Source organism: Hyphococcus sp. (assembly GCF_965267305.1).
GTDB lineage: Bacteria > Pseudomonadota > Alphaproteobacteria > Caulobacterales > Parvularculaceae > Hyphococcus.
Genome location: NZ_OZ253945.1, coordinates 3,140,117 through 3,157,708, shown reverse-complemented (window position 1 = coordinate 3,157,708; position 17,592 = coordinate 3,140,117). Strand labels below are relative to the sequence as shown.

Here is a 17,592-nt window from a genome sequence, read left to right as displayed (position 1 = left end):
GAAATGGGATGCTTATGCTTGCTACAATTGGATATGAAGGCGCTAGCCTTGATGATTTCATCAAGACGCTCTTGGCTTCGAATGTAGAAATATTGATTGATGTGCGGGAACGTGCCCAGTCTCGCCGTAAAGGCTTTTCTAAAACTGCCCTTTCAACCGCGCTCACAGAAGCTGGCATTGATTATTTGCATCTCCGTCAGCTAGGCGACCCCAAAGAGGGCCGAGACGCAGCACGGTCGGGGGATTTCAAAAAATTCCGTAAAGTTTATTCGCAGGTATTAAAAAGCGAAGACGCGAAACTTGCCATCCAAGACATTTTGAAAATATTGCCTAAGCAAAATGCTTGTTTACTTTGCTACGAGCGAGACCACACGACTTGTCATAGGAAAATTATTACTGATAATATAGAAACTACAAGTAACATAAAGGCTCGACACTTGGGAGTCGTTCAATTTGGGGCATCTTCAAGCAAAAAAGGACGAATGCTTCATATTGGTGAAGGCGCTACCGCATCGGTCTAGCAACTATGCGGAGACCGTATGCTGTGCGGGAATTGGCCACGATGCAAAATGGCGCCGACTCTACCCCGTCCAATTTCGAATTCTAGACAACGAGCAAAAATTCAAACGCTGGCAATGGATTGAATACGAATTTACAACTTCAAAAAAAGATCAACGCATCGAGAGCCAAAAAGTAATACCTGAAAGTATACAGGCAAAGGGCCTTTTGAAAACCAAAGAGCGTGTATCAATTTTGAACCCTCTAATGAGGGTCAGTCTCAAAGAAGCCGATGCCAGGAACGAATCTCTGACTATATTGAGGCCGAAGACAATATCGTTTTCTTGGAAGGCTAAATCTGAAGCTCAAATTTCAAACGAAACAATCAAACATGCTGAGCTGGCAAATCAGCTTTCACTAATTGATAAGAGCCCTGCTCGGCCACTCACGCCATGCCCTTACAGTTTTCACGTCAAGTGGAGAGATCAGGAGGGCGCTGAACACTCTCATACTTGCGATGATTGGGAAACTTCTACCGCTTTCTTTGTCCGGCGAAATTCTGAAGGCAGCGACGTGGCTGCGCTCAACTCGCTAAAAGCTACCTACGAAAATGACTATATGAACGCCGGGATGGCATTGGCGTTTAGCACGCATAGTCGCCGCAACGTAACCTTCGGCACAGAAAATCAATGGCTGTTGGTGGGAATGATTCGAATAGATGCGACTACACAGGGCGATTTGTTGTTGTAATAACTAGCGCCGCGCCAGCACCTTCTTCACCGCCTCAACAAGCTCTGCGCGCTTCACCGAAAACTGCGCCGGCTGGGCCTCGCGCCATTCGGAATTGTCCTCGATCTCCTTTGAGAGCTCGGCGCCGAGCACCAGATCCTTGATCTGAAGCTCGCCCTTTTCGCGCTCGTCGGAGCCCTGGATGATTGCGACGGGCGCTGAACGCTTGTCGGCGTATTTCAGTTGCTTGCCGAAGTTCGAACCGCCGAGATAGACCTCGGCCCTGACGCCCGCGGCGCGCAGTTCGGCCGCCATCGCCTGATACTCCGCCATCTGATCTTTTTCGAGGGCGAGGACAACCACGGGTCCGCGCGCGATCTCTTCGACGCCGCGTTTCAGCTCCAGCGCCGCCAGCAGGCGCGACACGCCGACCGAAACGCCGACGGCCGGAACTTCGACGCCCTTGAAGCGCTTGACGAGACCGTCATAACGCCCGCCGCCGCCGATGGAGCCCATCTGCACCGGGCGGCCCTTGGCGTCCGTCAAGCCGCTCGAAAACTCCGCCTCGAAAACGGGGCCGGTGTAATAGTCGAGACCTCTGATAACCGAACAGTCGAAGATGATCGGACGCGATGCGAAATCGGGGATCGATGATTTGATGCCTTGCAACTCCGCCACGCCTTCGGCGCCGCTTTTCGTTTCGCCTAAAAGTTTTTCGATAACGCTGAGCGGATCGGCCTTCGAATTTTCCGGGCCCGAGGTCAGAAACGCCAGCACCGTTTCGATCTTGGCGTCGTCGAGCTTCGCGCCGTCGGTGAAGTCGCCGCTCTCGTCCTTGCGCCCCGGCCCGAGCAGCAGCGCCACGCCTTCCGCGCCGAATTTGTCGAACTTGTCCATGGACCGCATGACGGTGAGGCGCGTTTCCATGTCGCTCTCACCCGCGATACCGATCTTTTCAAACAGACCGTCGACAATCTTGCGGTTGGAGACGCGAATGAAGAAATCGCCCGGCGCAATCCCCGCCGCCTCGATCACCTCCGCAAAGAGCGCGCAGATTTCCGCGTCGGCGTAAGGCGCCGGCGCGCCCACTGTGTCGACGTCGCATTGGGTGAACTGGCGGAACCGCCCCGGCCCCGGTTTCTCGTTGCGCCAGACAGGGCCCATCTGATAGCGCCGGAACGGCTTCGGCAGCGCATCGTAATTCTCGGCGACAAAACGCGCGAGCGGCGCCGTCAAATCATAGCGCAGGCTCATCCACTGTTCGTCATCGTCCTGAAGCGAAAAGACGCCCTGACCCGGCCGGTCGACATCGGGCAGGAACTTCCCCAGCGCATCCGTATATTCGAAAGCCGGGGTTTCCAGCGCATCGAAGCCCCACCGCTCGTAAACGGCGCCGATCCGCGCCAGCATCTCGCGCTCGGCGGCGATCTCCGCGCCGAGACGATCGCGGAAGCCGCGCGGAATGCGCGCCTTGGGGCGGAAGGTTTTTTCTTTCTTGGCCATAACCCGCGCGGGATAGCCGATCACGGGGCCGCGGGCAATGCGGCGGCTAAAGCCTTGTCAGACTGTAAAGCCCGGCGGCGGCCATCATCACCGCAAAGGCGGCCCGTATGCTCTTGCCCCATGACGGATCATTCGTGAGGCGTTTGAAAAATCCGCCGGCCGCCAGCCAAATCGCGTCAATCAAGCAGAGCAGAAGAAACGTCACCCCCGCAGTCATCATCGCCGAAACAGCCGGATCGCTATGGCGAATGCCGAAGGATGCGAAGATCGCGGCAAACGCCGCATAGGCTTTTGGATTGATCAGGTTGAGAATGAACCCATCGAAAAAACCGGGAACCTTGGAAGCCGCCGCCCCTTCCGGCCCACCCGCGCCACGATAAACACGCAACGCCAAAAACAGAATGTAGCCTGCAGCGATAATTTGAAGGAACACCCGCACAGACGCCGAGGCGGATAGCAAGGCTGCAACGCCAAGGCTTGAGAGCAACATCACAATGCCCGCCGCCACGATCAACCCGATCAGGAAAGGTAAGCCCCGGCGCGGTCCATAGGCAGCGCCAATACCAGCCAGCGCCATCGGCGCCGGCCCTGGCGAACCAAGCAGGATGAGAACTGCAATACCAAGCGTCAGAAGATCGGCAATCACCTGCGACTATTCCGCCGCTTCCGGCCAGTCGATCACGTCGACGCGTTCGATGATGACAGGCTCCACGGGAACCTCCGCGTCGAAATCGCCGCCGGGGCCGGTCTCAACGGCGCCGATGGCGTCGGCGACATCCATGCCGTCAACGACGCGGCCGAAAACGGTGTAGCCGTAGACAGGAAGCCCGTCGAACATCTTGTGATCGAGATCCGCATTGTCTTTGAGATTGATGAACCATTGCGCCGTGGCGCTGTCGCGATGGTCGCCCCGCGCCATGGCGAGCGTCCCGCGCTCGTTCTTCAGGCCGTTGTCGGCTTCGTAAGGCACAGGATCGCGCGTCGGGCGTTCGGTGAACAATCTCGAATAGCCGCCGCCCTGAATGACGAAGCCTCTGACGACGCGATGGATCAGTGTGCGGTCGTAATGACCGTCCTTTGCGTATTGCAAAAAATTCTCGACGGTCTTCGGCGCTTCGTCCGGATAGAGTTCGACCACAATGTCGCCCATGGAGGTCTGGATTTTTGCATGGGCCGCCGGCTCCTGCGCCGCCGCAGCAGAGGCAAACATCAAGGCGGCGATTACGCTGATAAGTCTAAGCATGGAGCCTCCTACCGACTGTTACCGTCAAAATGCATGGGCGAAAGGGCGCCAAGATCGACGTTTTCAAGACAGCGCACATTGACCATCGCCATTTTCGACCCATCCGGACCTTCGCCGCGGCTGAAGGGCTGCACACCGCACAGGGAGCAGAAAAGATGCGCGATCTTTTTCGTGTTGAAACGGTATTCGGTCAGTTTCTCCTCACCCGATTGCACGCGCAGCGCCGCCGCCGGAACGGCCGTCAGCACGAAGCCCTTCATCGCGCAGTGAGAGCAGTTGCACTCCACCGTTTGGGTCAGATCGACATCGGCCGCAAAGCGAATGGCCCCGCAATGGCATCCGCCGGTTTTCGTTTGCGCTTCGGCCATTATTTTCCTCCCATGTCCCTGCGAATGCGGTTGATCCGGTCGATGAGGCCGTTTGTAGACGCGTCATGGCCTTGCGCCTCCGGTTTTTCTTCGCCCGCTTTTGCGAGCTCCGGCAGGATCGTCTTCGCCAGCGTCTTGCCGAGTTCGACGCCCCACTGATCGAAGGAATTGACGCCCCAGATGACGCCTTGGCAGAAAATCTTGTGCTCATAAAGCGCGATCAGCGCGCCGAGATGTTCGGGCGTCAGTTTCTCCATCAGGATCGAATTGGTCGGCCGGCCGCCGGGAAACACCTTGTGCGGCGCCAGCTTGTCGATCTCCGGCGGGGGGCAGCCCTGGGCTTTCAATTCTTCCCGCACTTCTTTTTCGGTTTTGCCGCGCATCAACGCTTCGGTCTGCGCAAGAAAATTCGAGAGCAGTTTTTCATGATGATCGCCGGTCTCTTCCTGGCTGATCGCCGGCGCGATGAAATCGGCGGAAATGATGTCCGTTCCCTGATGCAGCAATTGATAGAAGGCGTGCTGGCCGTTCGTGCCGGGCTCGCCGAAAATCACCGGTCCGGTGGCGCAGGTGACTGGCGTTCCGTCCGCCTCCACGCGTTTGCCGTTCGATTCCATGTCCGCCTGTTGCAGATAGGCGGGCAGACGGTGGAGATGCTGGTCGTAAGGAAGAACCGCATGCGACGCCGCGCCCTGAAAATTCCGGTTCCAGACGCCGACCAGCGCCAGCATCACAGGCATGTTCTGGCGCAATTCGGCGGAGCGGACATGCTCGTCCATGGCGTGGGCGCCGCGCAGCAGTTTTTCGAACACATCGAAGCCGACCTGCAGCGCGATCGACATGCCGATGGCCGACCACAAGGAATAGCGCCCGCCGACCCAGTCCCAGAATTCGAACATGTTTTCCGGCGCAATGCCGAATGCCTTCACCGCATGGGCGTTCGTCGACAGCGCGATGAAATGTTTCGCGATATCGCCCTCGCCGCCGCCATGTTGAAGGAACCACGCCTTCGCCGTCTCGGCGTTGGTCATGGTTTCCTGCGTGGTGAAAGTTTTCGATGCAATGACGAACAAGGTCGTTTCCGGATCGACTTCAGCCAGCGTGTCGGCGATGTGCTGGCCGTCCACATTGGAGACGAAAAAGGCGCGCCTTCCTTCGATCCAGTATGGCCTTAACGCCTCCGTCGCCATCAGGGGCCCGAGGTCGGACCCGCCAATGCCGATATTGACGACGGTCGTCAGCGGCTTGCCGGTATAGCCCTTACGCTCGCCGCGATGCACGGCGTCCGCAAAGGCTTTCATCTTGTCGCGCTCGGCGCGCACGGCCCGCGAGACATTTTCCCCGCCCACGAAGTAATCGCGCATGGAAAAGTCGCGCAGGGCCGGATGCAGGACCGCGCGGCCTTCGGTGACATTGATCTCCTTGCCGGCGAAGAGCGCGTCGCGGGCCGCTTCGAGTTTTGCGGCCATGGCGAGTTCAATGAGGTGATCGGCGACGTCTTCGGTGATCCTGTTCTTGGAATAGTCGAGGAAGAGCCCCGCCGCCTCGAGGGTGTATCGACCGAAGCGGCCCGGATCTTTTTCAAAAAGCGACCGGATCGAAACATCCTTAAGCACAGCGGCGTCTTTTTCGAGCGCGGCCCATTGAGGGGTGTCAGCAATGCCGGTCATGAGGATCCTTGAAGCCGTTGCACGGTCCCGAAACTGATAGGGATTTTAAGCGTCTTGCTCAACGCGTTTTAAGGAAAAGGCGGTAAACGGGCGGTCATGCAGATCACCGCCTCCTCCTCCGCCTTCATCAAACGCCTCCTGACGAGCCTTGCGGCCATTCTCGCCGTGTCGGCGATTTTCGGGCTGAAAGCGCGTGAGTTTGAACTGCATGCGGCGGCCGAACATCTGCAAGCCGAGAAAGTTGCCGCTGCGCGGTTACAGACCGGCTCCTGAGACAGCGCTCAGCACCGCCTTCTTCGTCAGGGGCAACGGCAGTACGGACGCCTCCCCCGCCGGATCATAGTAAACATAAAGCGGCACCCCGCTCGCGCCGAAACCGGCGAGCGCCTCGGTGATCTCCGGATCGCGCACGGTCCAGTCCGCGACCATGAACACCGTGTCTGTAGCCACGAATTCCTGCGCCAGGCCCTTATCGGAAAAGATTGTCATCTTGTTGAACTGGCAGGTGACGCACCACGCGGCGGTGAAATCGATGAAGACCGGGATTCCCTCCCTGCGATAGGCGGCCAGCGCAGCCGCGTCATAGGGTTCCGCGCGAAGGGCGCCGTGAGAAGCGTCCGCGGATAAGGCGGGGGTTTGAGCCACCGCCGGCTCCAGCCGCATGAGCGGCGCCAGCGCCAGAAGCGCGGCCAGCGCCGAAACGATCCGCAAGACGAAAGCGCGCGGACCGTCGCCCTTGCTCATTTCGAAGGCCCAGGCGGCAAAAGCCAGGAGCACAGCCCCGGCGAGGACGCTGGCGAGCCCCGCGCCCGACGCCTGCTGCGCCAGCACCCAGAGGAAATAGGCGGCGGCGGCGAAGACCGGGAAGGAAAGCGCCTGTTTGAAGATGATCATCCATGGGCCGGGCCTCGGCAGGCGGCTCCCGAGCCCCGGAATGAAGGAAAGCAGTACATAAGGCGCGGCGAGACCGAGGCCGAGCATCGTGAAAATCAGCAGCCCGGCGGCAGGCGGCAGCAGCAGCGCCGCGCCGATGGGCGCGCTCAAAAGCGGGCCGATGCATGGCGCCGCAACCAGCACCGCGAGGGCGCCGGTGAAAAACGCGCCGGCGCCGCCCGGCTTCGCGGCGAACCCTTGCCCGGCGCCGGCGAACCCGCCGCCCACGGAAAAGAGCCCTGCGAGATTTAAGCCCACCAGCATCAGCACATAGGCGGACAGCGCCACCACCCAGGGCGACTGCAGGTGAAAGCCCCATCCGAATTGCGACCCGCCCGCCCGCAGGGCGAGCAGCGCCCCGCCCATCAAAAGAAATGTCGCGAGAACGCCCGCCATATAGAGGAGCCCGTGCGCGCGCACGGTTCCCGGATGCTCCCGCGCGCTCTGCATGAAAGACGCGGCCTTGATGAACACCACGGGGAAGACGCACGGCATGACGTTCAAGATCGCGCCGCCCAGAAAGGCGAACAGGAGAAGGAGCGGCAGGCCCTGCGTTTGCTGCGGCGAGACCACCGGCGCAGCTTTCGGCTTGATCAGCGGCGCAGCGACGTCGGCGCTGAGCGCCAGCGCTTTCCGGTTCGCGCCTTCGCCGAAGGAAAGCACGCCGGAGAACGTTTCTTCGTCGTAACGCTCGACCCAGCCCGGCTGCATCGCGATGCGCAAGACGCCGTCTTCGACCCGCATATCCTGCAGCGCGGACGGCGAAACGACGCTTTCCGGCGCGGCGAAGAAAAACGCGTTGTTTGTTGTGAAATTTTCCGGCGCCTCAAGCGTCAGCACATAGGCGCCGTCTTCCGCAGCGATGCGCGCTGTTCCTTCGTAAATTCCTGGCAGTTTCTGGCGGGCGATGTTGAACAGAACTTTGCGCGACGGCGATGGCGCGCTTTCCGCAAGCACAGGCAGGGAGAAAGAAAATTGCGCCTCTTCGGGCACGCAGATTTCCTCGCAAACCTGCCACGAAGCGGCGACTCCCACATCGACAGTCTCGCCGGGATTAATATCGTCCGGCGCCGTAACGGGAACGAGAAACACCGGTGCGCCTTCATGGGCGTAGCTGGCGAGCGGCCCCACAGGAATATACTCCGGAGCCGGATGAAGTATCTCGCCCGGTCGAAACCCTTCCGGAAGCGACCAGTCGAGACGCAAAGGAAGGCCGGCGTCGCCCGGATTGGTCCAGAACACATGCCAGCCCGGCCTTATGTCCTGCCGGATCGCGAACCACAGCGTTTCGCCGGGCGCAAACCCCGCCATCTCCGGCGCGATCTCCGTCACCGTATAGTCGTTCTCGGCGGCGCTCTGCGCGCTTGCGAGCGAAAGCGGCGCGAAAAGCGTGACCGCCAGCAAGAGGAATAAGCCTCGGAAATTCATAGGGGCTTGGTAGCGGGCCCCGCGGAGAAGGCCAATCCCAATTCGCCGGGCGCGTCAGAAGATCGCCGAAACTTGAACATGAAAAAGCCGGGCGGCGCTCATGGGCTCGGCCCGGCCTCGGTCTCTGCTTAAAAGCCGGCTAGTTGGTCGACAGCGGCTTGAAAACATCCTGCTCGGTGAGATTGAAGCGCTTCGCGCGGCGATTCAAAATCAGACGCCAGTTGCCCATGGACATCAGAAGCGCGTAGGCAAGCGCCAGCACGCCCTGACGGTCCATCTCCATCCGCTTGTCTTCGGCAAGGCCTTTCAGACGCTCTTCATCGATGCCGAAATATTGCGCAAAGGTCACCGGCTCGCTAGCGCCCGTCGGCGTATAATGCGCCGTCTGCTGTTGAATGAGTTCGTGATGCGAGAGGAGCTTTGCAAACTGCTCCGTCAACTGACGGTCGCGCTCATAGGTTTTCACGAAGTCAACAGCGGCTTGCGTCTGCTGCGTCATCTGGCCGTCCTGGAAAAGGCGGTTCTCGCCGGTGGGCGTAAGGCCTTCGTAACCGCGGTCAATGACCACCGCCATGCGCTCGCCGCTTTGCTCGGCGGCGACGCCGAAAGGATAGCGGCGGACATAGCCCGGAATATAGGTGAAATCTTCCCAATTGCCGGCGTCGTCCACAAACAGATTGATGTCGTCGTAAAGGCCGGTGACCGCAAGCAGCTGCGGCTGTTCTTTCGACATGAAGATCAGCGGATAATTTTTCATCGCCGACGGGATCTCGCCAAGCGTGACGGGAAGCGCCCGCGCCGTTGCGGCGAAACCGAAGGGCTTCGGCGTCGGCCCGATGCCGAGTTCGCCGTGCTTTTCTTTCATCAACAGTTCCGGCTGTTCGTAAAGGAACATGCGGCCGGTCACTTCGGGGAGAGCTTGCGCCTCGCTCATTCTAAAAACCTTCCTTGCCTAAAAAGCCGCCCGGCTTCAGGCCGCCTGGCGGCCTCGGGGCGTTTCGATGGCGACGCTTAGCAAAAAGGCTTCGATGCTCCAACCCTTCCCGCACAGGGGCCGGAGTTTTTCCGCCCGAGCGTGGTTAAGAGGCCAGAAAAGCCGCCAGTTCAGGAGGTTTATGCATGGGCGCCAGATGCCCGGCGCCATCATCCACGACGACATCGGCGCCGTATGTTCGAAACCGCGCACGGGCGAATGCGGGCGCGGTCGATGCGCCTTCCCGTGCGGCGAAAATCCTGACCGGCGCGGGAGCGTTCGCCGCCGCTTTCCAGAAATCGTTGCCCTGCGCCGCGAAGGTCGCCGCCTCCCATGCGGGCGCGCAGGAAAGCCGCACGCCGCCATTTTCTTCTGTAAGTCCGTCCCGCAGATAATCGTCCAGAACCCCGGGGGCCCAATCCCTGAAAAGGGATTTTCGGCCATAGGATGCCGCAACCTCCTCCCGGCTCAGCCATAGGCTGCGGCGGCGGCTGGCGCCGCGGACCAGCGGCATGCGCCGGGCGAAAACCGGCCAGACGGGCGTTTTCGCGAGCGCCGACAGCCAGGACGGCATGGCGACGGGTTCGATCAGCCGCAGCGCCGCCACATCGCTGCGGCCTTCCGCGGCGAGAAGCGCCGTCGCCGCGCCCAGCGAGTGCCCCGCCAGCACCCAGCCATCGCGGTTCTCCTTGTCGAGAAAAGCGCGCACATCGTCGCGATAAGGCGCCCATGAGCGCAAGCGCGCCGGATCGGCCGGCAAGCTATTGCGCCCATGCCCCCGCAAATCAAGCGCATACACATCGAACACATCCTGAACCGCCGACAGCATTTGCGCATAGGCCGAGGCGCAAAACCCCGTCGCGTGCAGAAAGAGAAGCGGACGTCCATGCGCATTCGGCCAGCGCCAGCCGGTCATCTCTCCCTCATTAAGGGAAAGCGAAAAACGGCGCGCGTCGGGCATGGCGATTTTGGCGTTCATGGAGGGGACATCGCCCGTTGCGCGAAAAGGATCAATGGCGGGTCACAGTCCCGGCGCCGCCAGTTCGTAGAGCGCGCGCATGTGCAAGACGTCGGGGATCGCCCGGTGCATCCGCGGCGCGCGGCGCTCGGCTTCCTCCATATAAGCGTCCAGCTTTTCCGGAGGCGCAGCCCGCAGGATCGAGGAAAAATCGCTGACGATGAAACGCTGGCGCATCTTCGCCGCCTGAAACAGCCGGTAAAGCCAGAAACCGTCCCAGTCCGGCGCGTCGGAAAAGACCAGCTTGCCGGCGAGCGCGCCATTCAGCTTTTCGCAAACCTCGCCTGCGGGAACGCCCTCCTTCACCAGCGTGTCATAGGAAACGCCATGCAGCGCCTCCGCTACAGGATTCCAGTCTTCGAGCGACCAGCTCTCATGCGGACGGATCAGCATCGCCTTCGCGGCGCCGCCGGCGAAGCACCAGCCTGCTTCAATCGGCCAAGAACGCGCGGAGAGGCCCGAGGCTTCAAGATCGATGAAAGCGACGTCTTTCAATTGGCGAACGGACACATCAAGATTGGACAAAAGGGGGCGTTTCCCGGCGAAGCGCGAGTATGGCCTGTTGCAGGGCTCGCCGCAAACAATAAACGTCCTGATTTATCCTTTTATTACAAGAGGTTGCCAATGCCAACGATCCTCACTGTGGAAACGCCGGGGCGCGCCGCCGTCGATGTTACCCGTCAGGTTGAGGGCGTAATCAGCACATCGCCGGCGCGAAGCGGCGTCGCGCATCTTTTCATCCAGCACACCTCCGCCTCGCTCGCCATACAGGAGAACGCCGACCCGGATGTGATGCGCGATCTCATTGACTGGCTGGACCGCACGGCGCCGGAAAACGGCCCCTACCGGCACGATGCGGAAGGGCCTGACGACATGCCTGCGCATCTCAAAGCCGCGATGACGGCGACATCGCTTTCGATACCATTCGCAGACGGACGATTGCTCATGGGAACGTGGCAGGGAATTTATGTGCTGGAGCACCGGCGCGCGCCGCACAAGCGCCGCGTGGTCGTCACGCTTACGCCGGAGATTTAGCCGCGGCTTGCGCTTTTCGGCCGGAAGACGCCGCTTTCAGGGTCCTGTTCGTAATCTAGAACAGCGCCCTTGGATTTTGCGGCGGATTTTTTCACTTCGTCGATCGCCCGCCGTAAAGTGCGGGTGCGCCGTTCGGCGAAACGGACAAGCGCCACCGCGCCCGCTGCTGCGGCGACTGTTGCGACAATGGTGGTGACAGCGCTCATCCGCCTATCTCCCGTCTAAAGTCTCGAAGCCCTAAAGCCCGAACCGCGCCCACAAGGCCCGGCGTTCGCCCGCCGCCAGCAATTCATCCGCATCGATCAGCGAGGGCGCGCCAATCCCGGACCCTCCGGTTTCACCGCCCATCAGCCTTTTCAGAAGCGAACCGGTTTCGGGCGATATCCGTTTCACCTTAACATCTTTTCCGTAGCGGTCGCGCAGAAAATCGCCCAGTTGAGCGGTTCCGTCGACCAATCCCTTCTCCGCCGCCATGGCGCCGGTCCAGAAGCGCCCTGAAAAGAGCTCCGGATCGCCGGACAGCTTGTCTCCCCGCCGCTCCTTCACCAGGGCGATGAATTGCTGATGCAAATCGTTAAGCATGGTCTCAAGCCGCGCCACATCCTCCGGATCTTCAGGCTTGAAGGGATCGAGGGTCGATTTGTTTTCGCCCGCCGTATAGACGCGGCGTTCGACGCCGATCTTTTTCAGCGCTTCCGGAAAACCGAATCCGCCGGAGATGACGCCGATGGAACCGACGATAGAGCTTTCATCGGCATAGATTTCATCGCCCGCGATCGCGAGAATATAACCGCCAGATGCGCCCACATCTTCGATGAAAGCGAGCACCGGCGTTTCTTTCTTCTGCGCCTCACTGCGGATGGCGCTCATGATGAGACGCGACTGCACCGGCGAGCCGCCCGGCGAATTGATGGCGAGCGCCACCGCTTTGACGCTTCCCGGTTTGAAGGCGTTTTCGATCGCTTTCTCGACTTTCTTGAGCGTGAGGCCTTTCCGGCCCGCGCCCACTTCGCCGATGACGCCGTTAAGCTCAATCACGGTTACGAGAGGCACCGCCTCTCCCACGAAAGGCAGTTTCATCCAGAGGTTTTTGAAGAAAGAAGGAAGGTCTGACATCGCCTGCAATTAGGGGAAAAGCCAAGGCTTTTCAATGCGGCCCTTGCGAGCCCCGCCTGAACCTATGTCTGTCGTCCGGGTTAGGACAAGGGCGCTTTGGCCGCTGAAAGGCCGCAGGCGGCGGCGCTTGACCGGCAGGGCCCCAGCGACCAATCTGCGAATTCGTTGCAATGAGGCGAAAGGCGTTATTTTGGGACTGGCCGCGACAGCAAGCGAAACCATCGCCGCCAAACGCGCGCCGGAATTCCTTTCGGCCGTCGATCGCCTGCGCGCCTTGACGCAAGACGATCTCGAAGCGGTGAACAGGGAAATCCTGCGCCGTCTCGATTCGCCGGTGAAGATGATCCCCGAACTAGCAGGCCATCTCATCAATGCCGGCGGCAAGCGTCTTCGCCCCATGCTCACGCTTGGCTCCGCCGGCGTGTTTTCCTATCGCGGCGACGATCATGTAAAGCTCGCCGCCGCCGTCGAACTCATTCACGGCGCCACCTTGTTGCATGACGACGTCGTCGACGGATCGGCCCTGCGGCGCGGCGCCTCCACCGCCAACATTATCTGGGGCAACAAGGAAAGCGTCCTCGTCGGCGATTTCATTTTCTCGCGCGCTTTCGAATTGATGGTGGAGGCGAAAAATCTTGCGGTCCTCCGCGCGCTCTCCCATGCCTCCGGCGTCATCGCCGAAGGCGAAGTCCTGCAACTGACGACGCAAAAGAATATCGCAGCGACATTCGAAACCTATCTGAATGTCGTGCGCGCGAAGACGGCGGCGCTGTTCGCGGCGGCGACCGAAGTCGGAGCCATGATCTCAGACTGCTCAGATGCTGCGGAAGACGCGATGCGCCGCTTTGGCGATCATTTCGGCGTCGCCTACCAGCTCATCGACGACGCGCTCGATTATTCGGGCTTTGAATATGCGCTCGGCAAAACGGTGGGCGACGATTTCCGCGAAGGCAAGATGACGGCCCCCGTCGTGTTCGCCGTCGCCCGGGCGCGCGAGGAGGAAAAACCCTTCTGGCGCCGGGTCATCACCGAAGGCCGTCAGGAAAAGGGCGACTTTGAAAAAGCCCGGGAACTGATGGAGCGCGACGGCGCCCTTGAGGACACTATCGACTGCGCCCGGTCCTACACGCAAAAGGCGCTCGATGCGCTTTCCGAAGCGCCGCAGAACGACTTCACCCAAGCCCTCGCCGACCTTGTCGAAACATCGACGGCCCGCGGCGCGTAGCGCCGCAAAACAAAGAGATGGGGCGCGTAGCGCCGCGAAATTATGAGACGGGGCGCGTAGCGCAAGTCTTTGATCCTCTGACGCTTAGTCAAAATCTGGGCTTTACTCCGCGGCGCTGAGCGCCGCGTTCGTCTCCTGGGATTTTTCAAGCAACCCTTTGCGCCACGCCGGCCGGTAGATCGCAATCCCGCCCATGGCGAAAATCAGCGACAGGATAAGCGGCGTCAGCCAGTGCAGCGACGCGGGCGAGGCCAGCATCAAGATCGCCGCCGCCGCCGAAAGGCTGATGAGCGACATGTAAGTCACGGCGACACGCGCATGGGATGCGCCGAGGCGCATCATCAGCTGATAGAAATGTTCGCGATGCGCATCGAGGACGTTCTGTTTGCGGATGAGGCGTGAGACGAGCGTCCAGGCGACATCGAAAAGGAACGGAAGAAAAATCACCGGCATGACAAGGGCGGCGAGGCGCCCATCCGTCCAATTGACGCCGAGCACCGCGAAGGCGGCGATGAAAAAGCCGAGCGCCATGCTGCCATTGTCGCCCATGAAGAGTTTGCCGCGCAGGAGATTTTCCGGCAGGAACGCCGCCGCCGACAGAGCGAGCAGCAGCGCCGCCGCCGCGAGTACCGGGGCGCCGGTAAAGCTGGCGATGACGGCGAACCAGGCGAGGCCGACCGCCGCAGCGCCGCCCGCCATGCCGTTGGCGCCGTCCATGAAATTGAAGGCGTTCATGAAGCCGGCGATCCATAGAATGGTAAGGGGCACGCCGATGGCGGGCGGGATCGCGACCTCGCCGAGCCAGGGCAAGGGCACCGCCTGCAATGGCGCAAAGAGAATGACAAAGAGCGCGGCGATCACCACCTGCCCTGCAAGCTTCCAAATGGGCGGAAGGCCCATGCGGTCATCCGCGAAACCGAGCGCAAAAGCGAGCGCGCCGCAAAGCGCAAGTCCGCCGAGCTTGCCTGCCGCATCGATATCGCCGGCAAACGCGCAAATCACGAACACGCCGGCGAGGAACCCCGCCATGATCGCAGCGCCGCCGGAGCGCGGCGTCGCCTTGGCGTGGCTCGAGCGCTCATTGGGATGATCGAGCACGCGGCGCAATTGCGCCGCATAAAGCGACGCGCAATAGGCGACCGCGGCGGCGACCGCGCCAGCGCACGCAAAGATGAAAGGTTCGATCAGCATGAAGCCCGCCCGTTGGACGAGCGAAGCCTAGCGCACATGCAGCGCCGACGCCATCGCCCAATGGCCGCGGGCGCACGCCGCGCGCGTTGCGCGCGACGCGGCGGCCCATGATGCAAAGAGCGCGAAACATGTGGCGCCGGAGCCTGACATGCGCGCGGCGAGCGCGCCCGGCGCGGCGGCGAGATCGTCAAGCACGTCTTTGATGACCGGCGCCTTTTCGATGGCGAAAGCTTCGAGATCGTTGCGCGTCGCGCCCATCGCTTCTTTCACTTGCGCATAACTGACCGCCCGGAACGCCGCCAGTTTCGGCGGGTGCGGCACCGGATTTGCCGCATCGAACGCACGGAATATAGGGCCCGTGGGCATTTCGACGCGTGGATTGACGAGCGCAATCCATAGAGGCGGCAGGACCGGACCTTTCTCGATCCGCTCGCCGGCGCCGGAGACATTCACTGGCGCCCGGGCGAGACAGGCGGGCACGTCGGCGCCCAGTCGAAAGGCGAGACGCGACAACGCAGTCTCGCTGATGTTCACATTCCATAGTTTCACAAGCGCTCTGAGCGCCGCCGCAGCGTCCGCCGAACCGCCGCCGACACCCGCCGCCACGGGAAGATGCTTCTCAAGCGTGATCGCGGCGCCGGCCCTGACATCAGCCTCACGCGCGAGCAGTTCCGCCGCGCGATAGACGAGATTTTTTTCAGGCGGCAGATCTTTCAGGAGCGGCGCATAAGGGCCCGTCACTTTCAGAGAAAGATCCTTCGCCGCTTCGACGCGGATAACGTCTCCGTCATGAGCGAATACGAAAAGGCTCGCGAGATCATGCAGCCGGTCGGCGCGAAGGGGTCCGATATGCAGATAGAGATTGATCTTAGCGGGCGCCGCCAGATGAAGACCCGCGGCTGTCATGCCCCGTCTTTCGAGACATCGCCTTCGGCCATATTGTCGTCCGGAAGGCCCTTTTTGATTTTCTTCTCAACGCTTTTGCGCAACGCGTCCGTCGGCTCAAGCTCGAGCACGCGGCGCCATTCATAGCGCGCCTCAAGCTTGCGCCCCAACCGCCAATAGACGTCGCCGAGATGATCCGTGATCGTCGGATCGGCGGGTTCGAGCGAGGCGGCGTGTTCGAGATGGCCCACCGCCTCCTCATAGTCGCCGAGCTGGTAATGGGCCCAACCGAGACTGTCGATATAGGCGCCCGAATTTGGCTCGATCGCGACGGCCTTTTCAATGAGGTCGAAAGCTTCATCGAGATTGAGACCGCGTTCCGCCCAGGAATAACCAAGATAGTTGAGCGCCGCAGCTTCCTGCGGCGCAATCTCGACCGCGCGCTTAAGATCGTTTTCCGCCAGCGGCCATTCATCTAACTCCAGCAACGATGCGGCGCGTCCGACGAGATAGCGCCAGGCGTCTTCGGGCGGGTCTTCCGGGAGGGCGCCGATCAGCAACCCGTATTCGCGCACGGCGCCGCGATGATCGTCCTCGCTCGCAAGAAGATTGGCGTAAGCGAAACGCGCTTCCGTCGATTTTTTCGATTGCGCTAGGGCGCGGAGGAGTTTTTTCGCCTCCTCGGTTTTATCGAGCGCAATAAGGCCGCCGGCGACTTCGATCTGCGCCTGCTCGTAAAAGGGAGACGACTTCGGAATGTCGCGCAGCATGGCGATGGCTTTTTGATTGTCGCCATAGGCGTTGAGGATCGACCCGGCGAGCCGTTGCGCATGATCGAATTCCGGCGCCAGGTAAAGCGCGATACGGGTGAAGGCGAGCGGCATGTCGTAATTGGCGTCGCCGACGCGAAAACCCGCTTTCTCCGCCGCATCGCGTTGTTCGATCGACTGCTGCAGCACCGCCGAACCGAACGTAAAGAGCGCGACCGCAGCGCCTTTTTGCGGCGTCACATCAGCCCAAGTCTCATCAGCCTTGCCCGCGTTAAGGCGTTCGAGACCGCGTTCGGCGATCTGCCGGTCGGGCCCCGGATATTGCGCCAGCAATTCATAATGCGCCCGCGCGTCGTCGACGTCGCCGGTGCGTTCGAGAAACGAGCCATAAGCGTCGCGCGCGACAACGCCGCCATAGGCCATCAACGAGAGCTGATAAGCGGTGCGCGCTTCATCTTCGAGCCCGGCGTTCTCAAACAGAAACGCCTGATGCAAAGGGTGAAAACCGCGGAAGGTTTCACCGTCTTTCGCGGCCAGCGCTTTCAGGCCTGCTTCCGGCCCCTCTTCCCCCGCAAGCGCCCAGGCGTCGAGAATGACCATGGCGGCGGCGAAATATTCGACTTCCGCATTCGCCGCGAGCGCCGCGCGGGCGCCGGTGTAGTTTTTGTTTTTCAAAGCATGCGCCGCCTCGACGAGACGGGCGAGATCGTCATCCTCGGCGTCTTCATTGGAAAGGATTTTCGGCGCGAGCTTTGCGGCCTCGTCGATGTCGCCGGAAGCGACCTGGAAAAAGAAGGCGCCGCGGAGGATTTCGTCCGAGTCGGCGCTCCTGTTTTCGACGCCGCCAAACGCTTCCGCGGCAACACCCACATTATTGCTGCGCGCGGCGATGCGGCCCGTGAGATAATCGCCGACCAGATTGTTTTCACTGGGCGCCGAAACGCATCCGGCGAGAGCGAGACCGGCGATGAAACTGAACATACTTTTGCGCGGCACTGGGGGGCGCT

Annotated in this window: 19 protein-coding genes; 5 read left to right on the top strand and 14 right to left on the bottom strand. The window is 61.0% G+C overall.

The window, feature by feature from the left end; genetic code table 11:
- Positions 1 to 14 precede the first annotated feature (14 nt).
- Together ACQY5P_RS15190 and ACQY5P_RS15185 are read left to right on the top strand one after the other, a co-directional pair.
- Positions 15 to 521, top strand: a complete 507-nt coding sequence (locus ACQY5P_RS15190) for a DUF488 family protein (protein WP_428407714.1) — start codon at positions 15 to 17, stop codon at positions 519 to 521.
- On the top strand, positions 454 to 1,248 hold the full coding sequence (locus ACQY5P_RS15185; protein ID WP_428407713.1) for a hypothetical protein: 795 nt from the start codon (positions 454 to 456) through the stop codon (positions 1,246 to 1,248). The genes ACQY5P_RS15190 and ACQY5P_RS15185 overlap by 68 nt, the downstream gene beginning before the upstream one ends.
- A 3-nt stretch (positions 1,249 to 1,251) precedes the next feature.
- On the opposite strand, the gene hisS is transcribed toward ACQY5P_RS15185, so the two are convergent.
- Genes hisS through pgi form a run of 5 tightly spaced genes read right to left on the bottom strand, consistent with a single transcriptional unit; the run spans position 1,252 to position 6,011 of the window.
- A complete protein-coding gene (gene hisS, locus ACQY5P_RS15180) occupies positions 1,252 to 2,730 on the bottom strand; it encodes a histidine--tRNA ligase (RefSeq protein WP_428407712.1) in 1,479 nt (492 codons plus the stop codon).
- A 46-nt stretch (positions 2,731 to 2,776) separates the two neighbouring features.
- Entirely contained in the window at positions 2,777 to 3,376 is a 600-nt protein-coding gene (locus tag ACQY5P_RS15175; protein ID WP_428407711.1) for a LysE family translocator, read from the bottom strand.
- Positions 3,377 to 3,382: 6 nt separating this feature from the next.
- Positions 3,383 to 3,973, bottom strand: coding sequence for a peptidylprolyl isomerase (locus tag ACQY5P_RS15170; RefSeq protein WP_428407710.1), 591 nt, complete (start codon positions 3,971 to 3,973; stop codon positions 3,383 to 3,385).
- An 8-nt stretch (positions 3,974 to 3,981) separates the two neighbouring features.
- Complete coding sequence (locus ACQY5P_RS15165; protein ID WP_428407709.1) at positions 3,982 to 4,341, bottom strand: GFA family protein; 360 nt, start codon at positions 4,339 to 4,341, stop codon at positions 3,982 to 3,984.
- Positions 4,341 to 6,011: a glucose-6-phosphate isomerase gene (gene pgi, locus ACQY5P_RS15160; RefSeq protein ID WP_428407708.1), complete on the bottom strand. Its 1,671-nt coding sequence runs from the start codon at positions 6,009 to 6,011 to the stop codon at positions 4,341 to 4,343. Before pgi ends, ACQY5P_RS15165 begins: the two co-directional genes overlap by 1 nt.
- Positions 6,012 to 6,107: 96 nt before the next feature.
- On the opposite strand from pgi, the gene ACQY5P_RS15155 reads away from it, so the two are divergent.
- Positions 6,108 to 6,284, top strand: a complete 177-nt coding sequence (locus tag ACQY5P_RS15155; RefSeq protein ID WP_428407707.1) for a hypothetical protein — start codon at positions 6,108 to 6,110, stop codon at positions 6,282 to 6,284.
- On the opposite strand, the gene ACQY5P_RS15150 is transcribed toward ACQY5P_RS15155, so the two are convergent.
- From ACQY5P_RS15150 to ACQY5P_RS15135, 4 genes are all read right to left on the bottom strand, one after another.
- The gene (locus ACQY5P_RS15150; RefSeq protein WP_428407706.1) at positions 6,267 to 8,372 is read right to left on the bottom strand and encodes a protein-disulfide reductase DsbD family protein; all 2,106 of its coding nucleotides are present in this window, start codon (positions 8,370 to 8,372) and stop codon (positions 6,267 to 6,269) included. The genes ACQY5P_RS15155 and ACQY5P_RS15150 overlap by 18 nt on opposite strands.
- Before the next feature lie 139 nt (positions 8,373 to 8,511).
- The gene (locus ACQY5P_RS15145; RefSeq protein ID WP_428407705.1) at positions 8,512 to 9,306 is read right to left on the bottom strand and encodes a SapC family protein; all 795 of its coding nucleotides are present in this window, start codon (positions 9,304 to 9,306) and stop codon (positions 8,512 to 8,514) included.
- 145 nt (positions 9,307 to 9,451) lie between these two features.
- Positions 9,452 to 10,324, bottom strand: coding sequence for an alpha/beta fold hydrolase (locus tag ACQY5P_RS15140; protein ID WP_428407704.1), 873 nt, complete (start codon positions 10,322 to 10,324; stop codon positions 9,452 to 9,454).
- Positions 10,325 to 10,366: 42 nt separating this feature from the next.
- Positions 10,367 to 10,888, bottom strand: coding sequence for a hypothetical protein (locus tag ACQY5P_RS15135; RefSeq protein WP_428407703.1), 522 nt, complete (start codon positions 10,886 to 10,888; stop codon positions 10,367 to 10,369).
- 99 nt (positions 10,889 to 10,987) lie between these two features.
- On the opposite strand from ACQY5P_RS15135, the gene ACQY5P_RS15130 reads away from it, so the two are divergent.
- The gene (locus ACQY5P_RS15130) at positions 10,988 to 11,398 is read left to right on the top strand and encodes a secondary thiamine-phosphate synthase enzyme YjbQ (RefSeq protein ID WP_428407702.1); all 411 of its coding nucleotides are present in this window, start codon (positions 10,988 to 10,990) and stop codon (positions 11,396 to 11,398) included.
- Here ACQY5P_RS15130 and ACQY5P_RS15125 read toward each other — a convergent pair.
- Together ACQY5P_RS15125 and ACQY5P_RS15120 are read right to left on the bottom strand one after the other, a co-directional pair.
- Positions 11,395 to 11,604 carry a hypothetical protein gene (locus tag ACQY5P_RS15125; RefSeq protein ID WP_428407701.1) on the bottom strand — a complete coding sequence of 70 codons (210 nt, stop codon included), beginning with the start codon at positions 11,602 to 11,604 and terminating at the stop codon, positions 11,395 to 11,397. The genes ACQY5P_RS15130 and ACQY5P_RS15125 overlap by 4 nt on opposite strands.
- Before the next feature lie 31 nt (positions 11,605 to 11,635).
- A complete protein-coding gene (locus tag ACQY5P_RS15120; protein ID WP_428407700.1) occupies positions 11,636 to 12,478 on the bottom strand; it encodes a S49 family peptidase in 843 nt (280 codons plus the stop codon).
- 232 nt (positions 12,479 to 12,710) lie between these two features.
- On the opposite strand from ACQY5P_RS15120, the gene ACQY5P_RS15115 reads away from it, so the two are divergent.
- Positions 12,711 to 13,739, top strand: a complete 1,029-nt coding sequence (locus tag ACQY5P_RS15115; RefSeq protein ID WP_428410674.1) for a polyprenyl synthetase family protein — start codon at positions 12,711 to 12,713, stop codon at positions 13,737 to 13,739.
- A gap of 102 nt (positions 13,740 to 13,841) precedes the next feature.
- On the opposite strand, the gene ACQY5P_RS15110 is transcribed toward ACQY5P_RS15115, so the two are convergent.
- From ACQY5P_RS15110 to ACQY5P_RS15100, 3 genes are read right to left on the bottom strand one after another with little or no spacing between them, the layout of a single operon-like run.
- Positions 13,842 to 14,930 carry a glycosyltransferase family 4 protein gene (locus ACQY5P_RS15110; RefSeq protein WP_428407699.1) on the bottom strand — a complete coding sequence of 363 codons (1,089 nt, stop codon included), beginning with the start codon at positions 14,928 to 14,930 and terminating at the stop codon, positions 13,842 to 13,844.
- Between the two features lie 27 nt (positions 14,931 to 14,957).
- Complete coding sequence (locus tag ACQY5P_RS15105) at positions 14,958 to 15,836, bottom strand: 4-(cytidine 5'-diphospho)-2-C-methyl-D-erythritol kinase (protein WP_428407698.1); 879 nt, start codon at positions 15,834 to 15,836, stop codon at positions 14,958 to 14,960.
- A complete protein-coding gene (locus ACQY5P_RS15100) occupies positions 15,833 to 17,581 on the bottom strand; it encodes a tetratricopeptide repeat protein (protein ID WP_428407697.1) in 1,749 nt (582 codons plus the stop codon). Before ACQY5P_RS15100 ends, ACQY5P_RS15105 begins: the two co-directional genes overlap by 4 nt.
- Between the last annotated feature and the right edge of the window lie 11 nt (positions 17,582 to 17,592).

What these genes read in the sequence shown, in the direction of transcription:
- ACQY5P_RS15190 (WP_428407714.1), top strand. Translation starts at nt 15, where the DNA reads ATGCTTGCTACAATTGGATATGAAGGCGCTAGCCTTGATGATTTCATC.
- hisS (WP_428407712.1), bottom strand. Translation starts at nt 2,730, where the DNA reads ATGGCCAAGAAAGAAAAAACCTTCCGCCCCAAGGCGCGCATTCCGCGC.
- ACQY5P_RS15170 (WP_428407710.1), bottom strand. Translation starts at nt 3,973, where the DNA reads ATGCTTAGACTTATCAGCGTAATCGCCGCCTTGATGTTTGCCTCTGCT.
- ACQY5P_RS15165 (WP_428407709.1), bottom strand. Translation starts at nt 4,341, where the DNA reads ATGGCCGAAGCGCAAACGAAAACCGGCGGATGCCATTGCGGGGCCATT.
- pgi (WP_428407708.1), bottom strand. Translation starts at nt 6,011, where the DNA reads ATGACCGGCATTGCTGACACCCCTCAATGGGCCGCGCTCGAAAAAGAC.
- ACQY5P_RS15155 (WP_428407707.1), top strand. Translation starts at nt 6,108, where the DNA reads ATGCAGATCACCGCCTCCTCCTCCGCCTTCATCAAACGCCTCCTGACG.
- ACQY5P_RS15150 (WP_428407706.1), bottom strand. Translation starts at nt 8,372, where the DNA reads ATGAATTTCCGAGGCTTATTCCTCTTGCTGGCGGTCACGCTTTTCGCG.
- ACQY5P_RS15145 (WP_428407705.1), bottom strand. Translation starts at nt 9,306, where the DNA reads ATGAGCGAGGCGCAAGCTCTCCCCGAAGTGACCGGCCGCATGTTCCTT.
- ACQY5P_RS15140 (WP_428407704.1), bottom strand. Translation starts at nt 10,324, where the DNA reads ATGAACGCCAAAATCGCCATGCCCGACGCGCGCCGTTTTTCGCTTTCC.
- ACQY5P_RS15130 (WP_428407702.1), top strand. Translation starts at nt 10,988, where the DNA reads ATGCCAACGATCCTCACTGTGGAAACGCCGGGGCGCGCCGCCGTCGAT.
- ACQY5P_RS15125 (WP_428407701.1), bottom strand. Translation starts at nt 11,604, where the DNA reads ATGAGCGCTGTCACCACCATTGTCGCAACAGTCGCCGCAGCAGCGGGC.
- ACQY5P_RS15120 (WP_428407700.1), bottom strand. Translation starts at nt 12,478, where the DNA reads ATGAAACTGCCTTTCGTGGGAGAGGCGGTGCCTCTCGTAACCGTGATT.
- ACQY5P_RS15110 (WP_428407699.1), bottom strand. Translation starts at nt 14,930, where the DNA reads ATGCTGATCGAACCTTTCATCTTTGCGTGCGCTGGCGCGGTCGCCGCC.
- ACQY5P_RS15105 (WP_428407698.1), bottom strand. Translation starts at nt 15,836, where the DNA reads ATGACAGCCGCGGGTCTTCATCTGGCGGCGCCCGCTAAGATCAATCTC.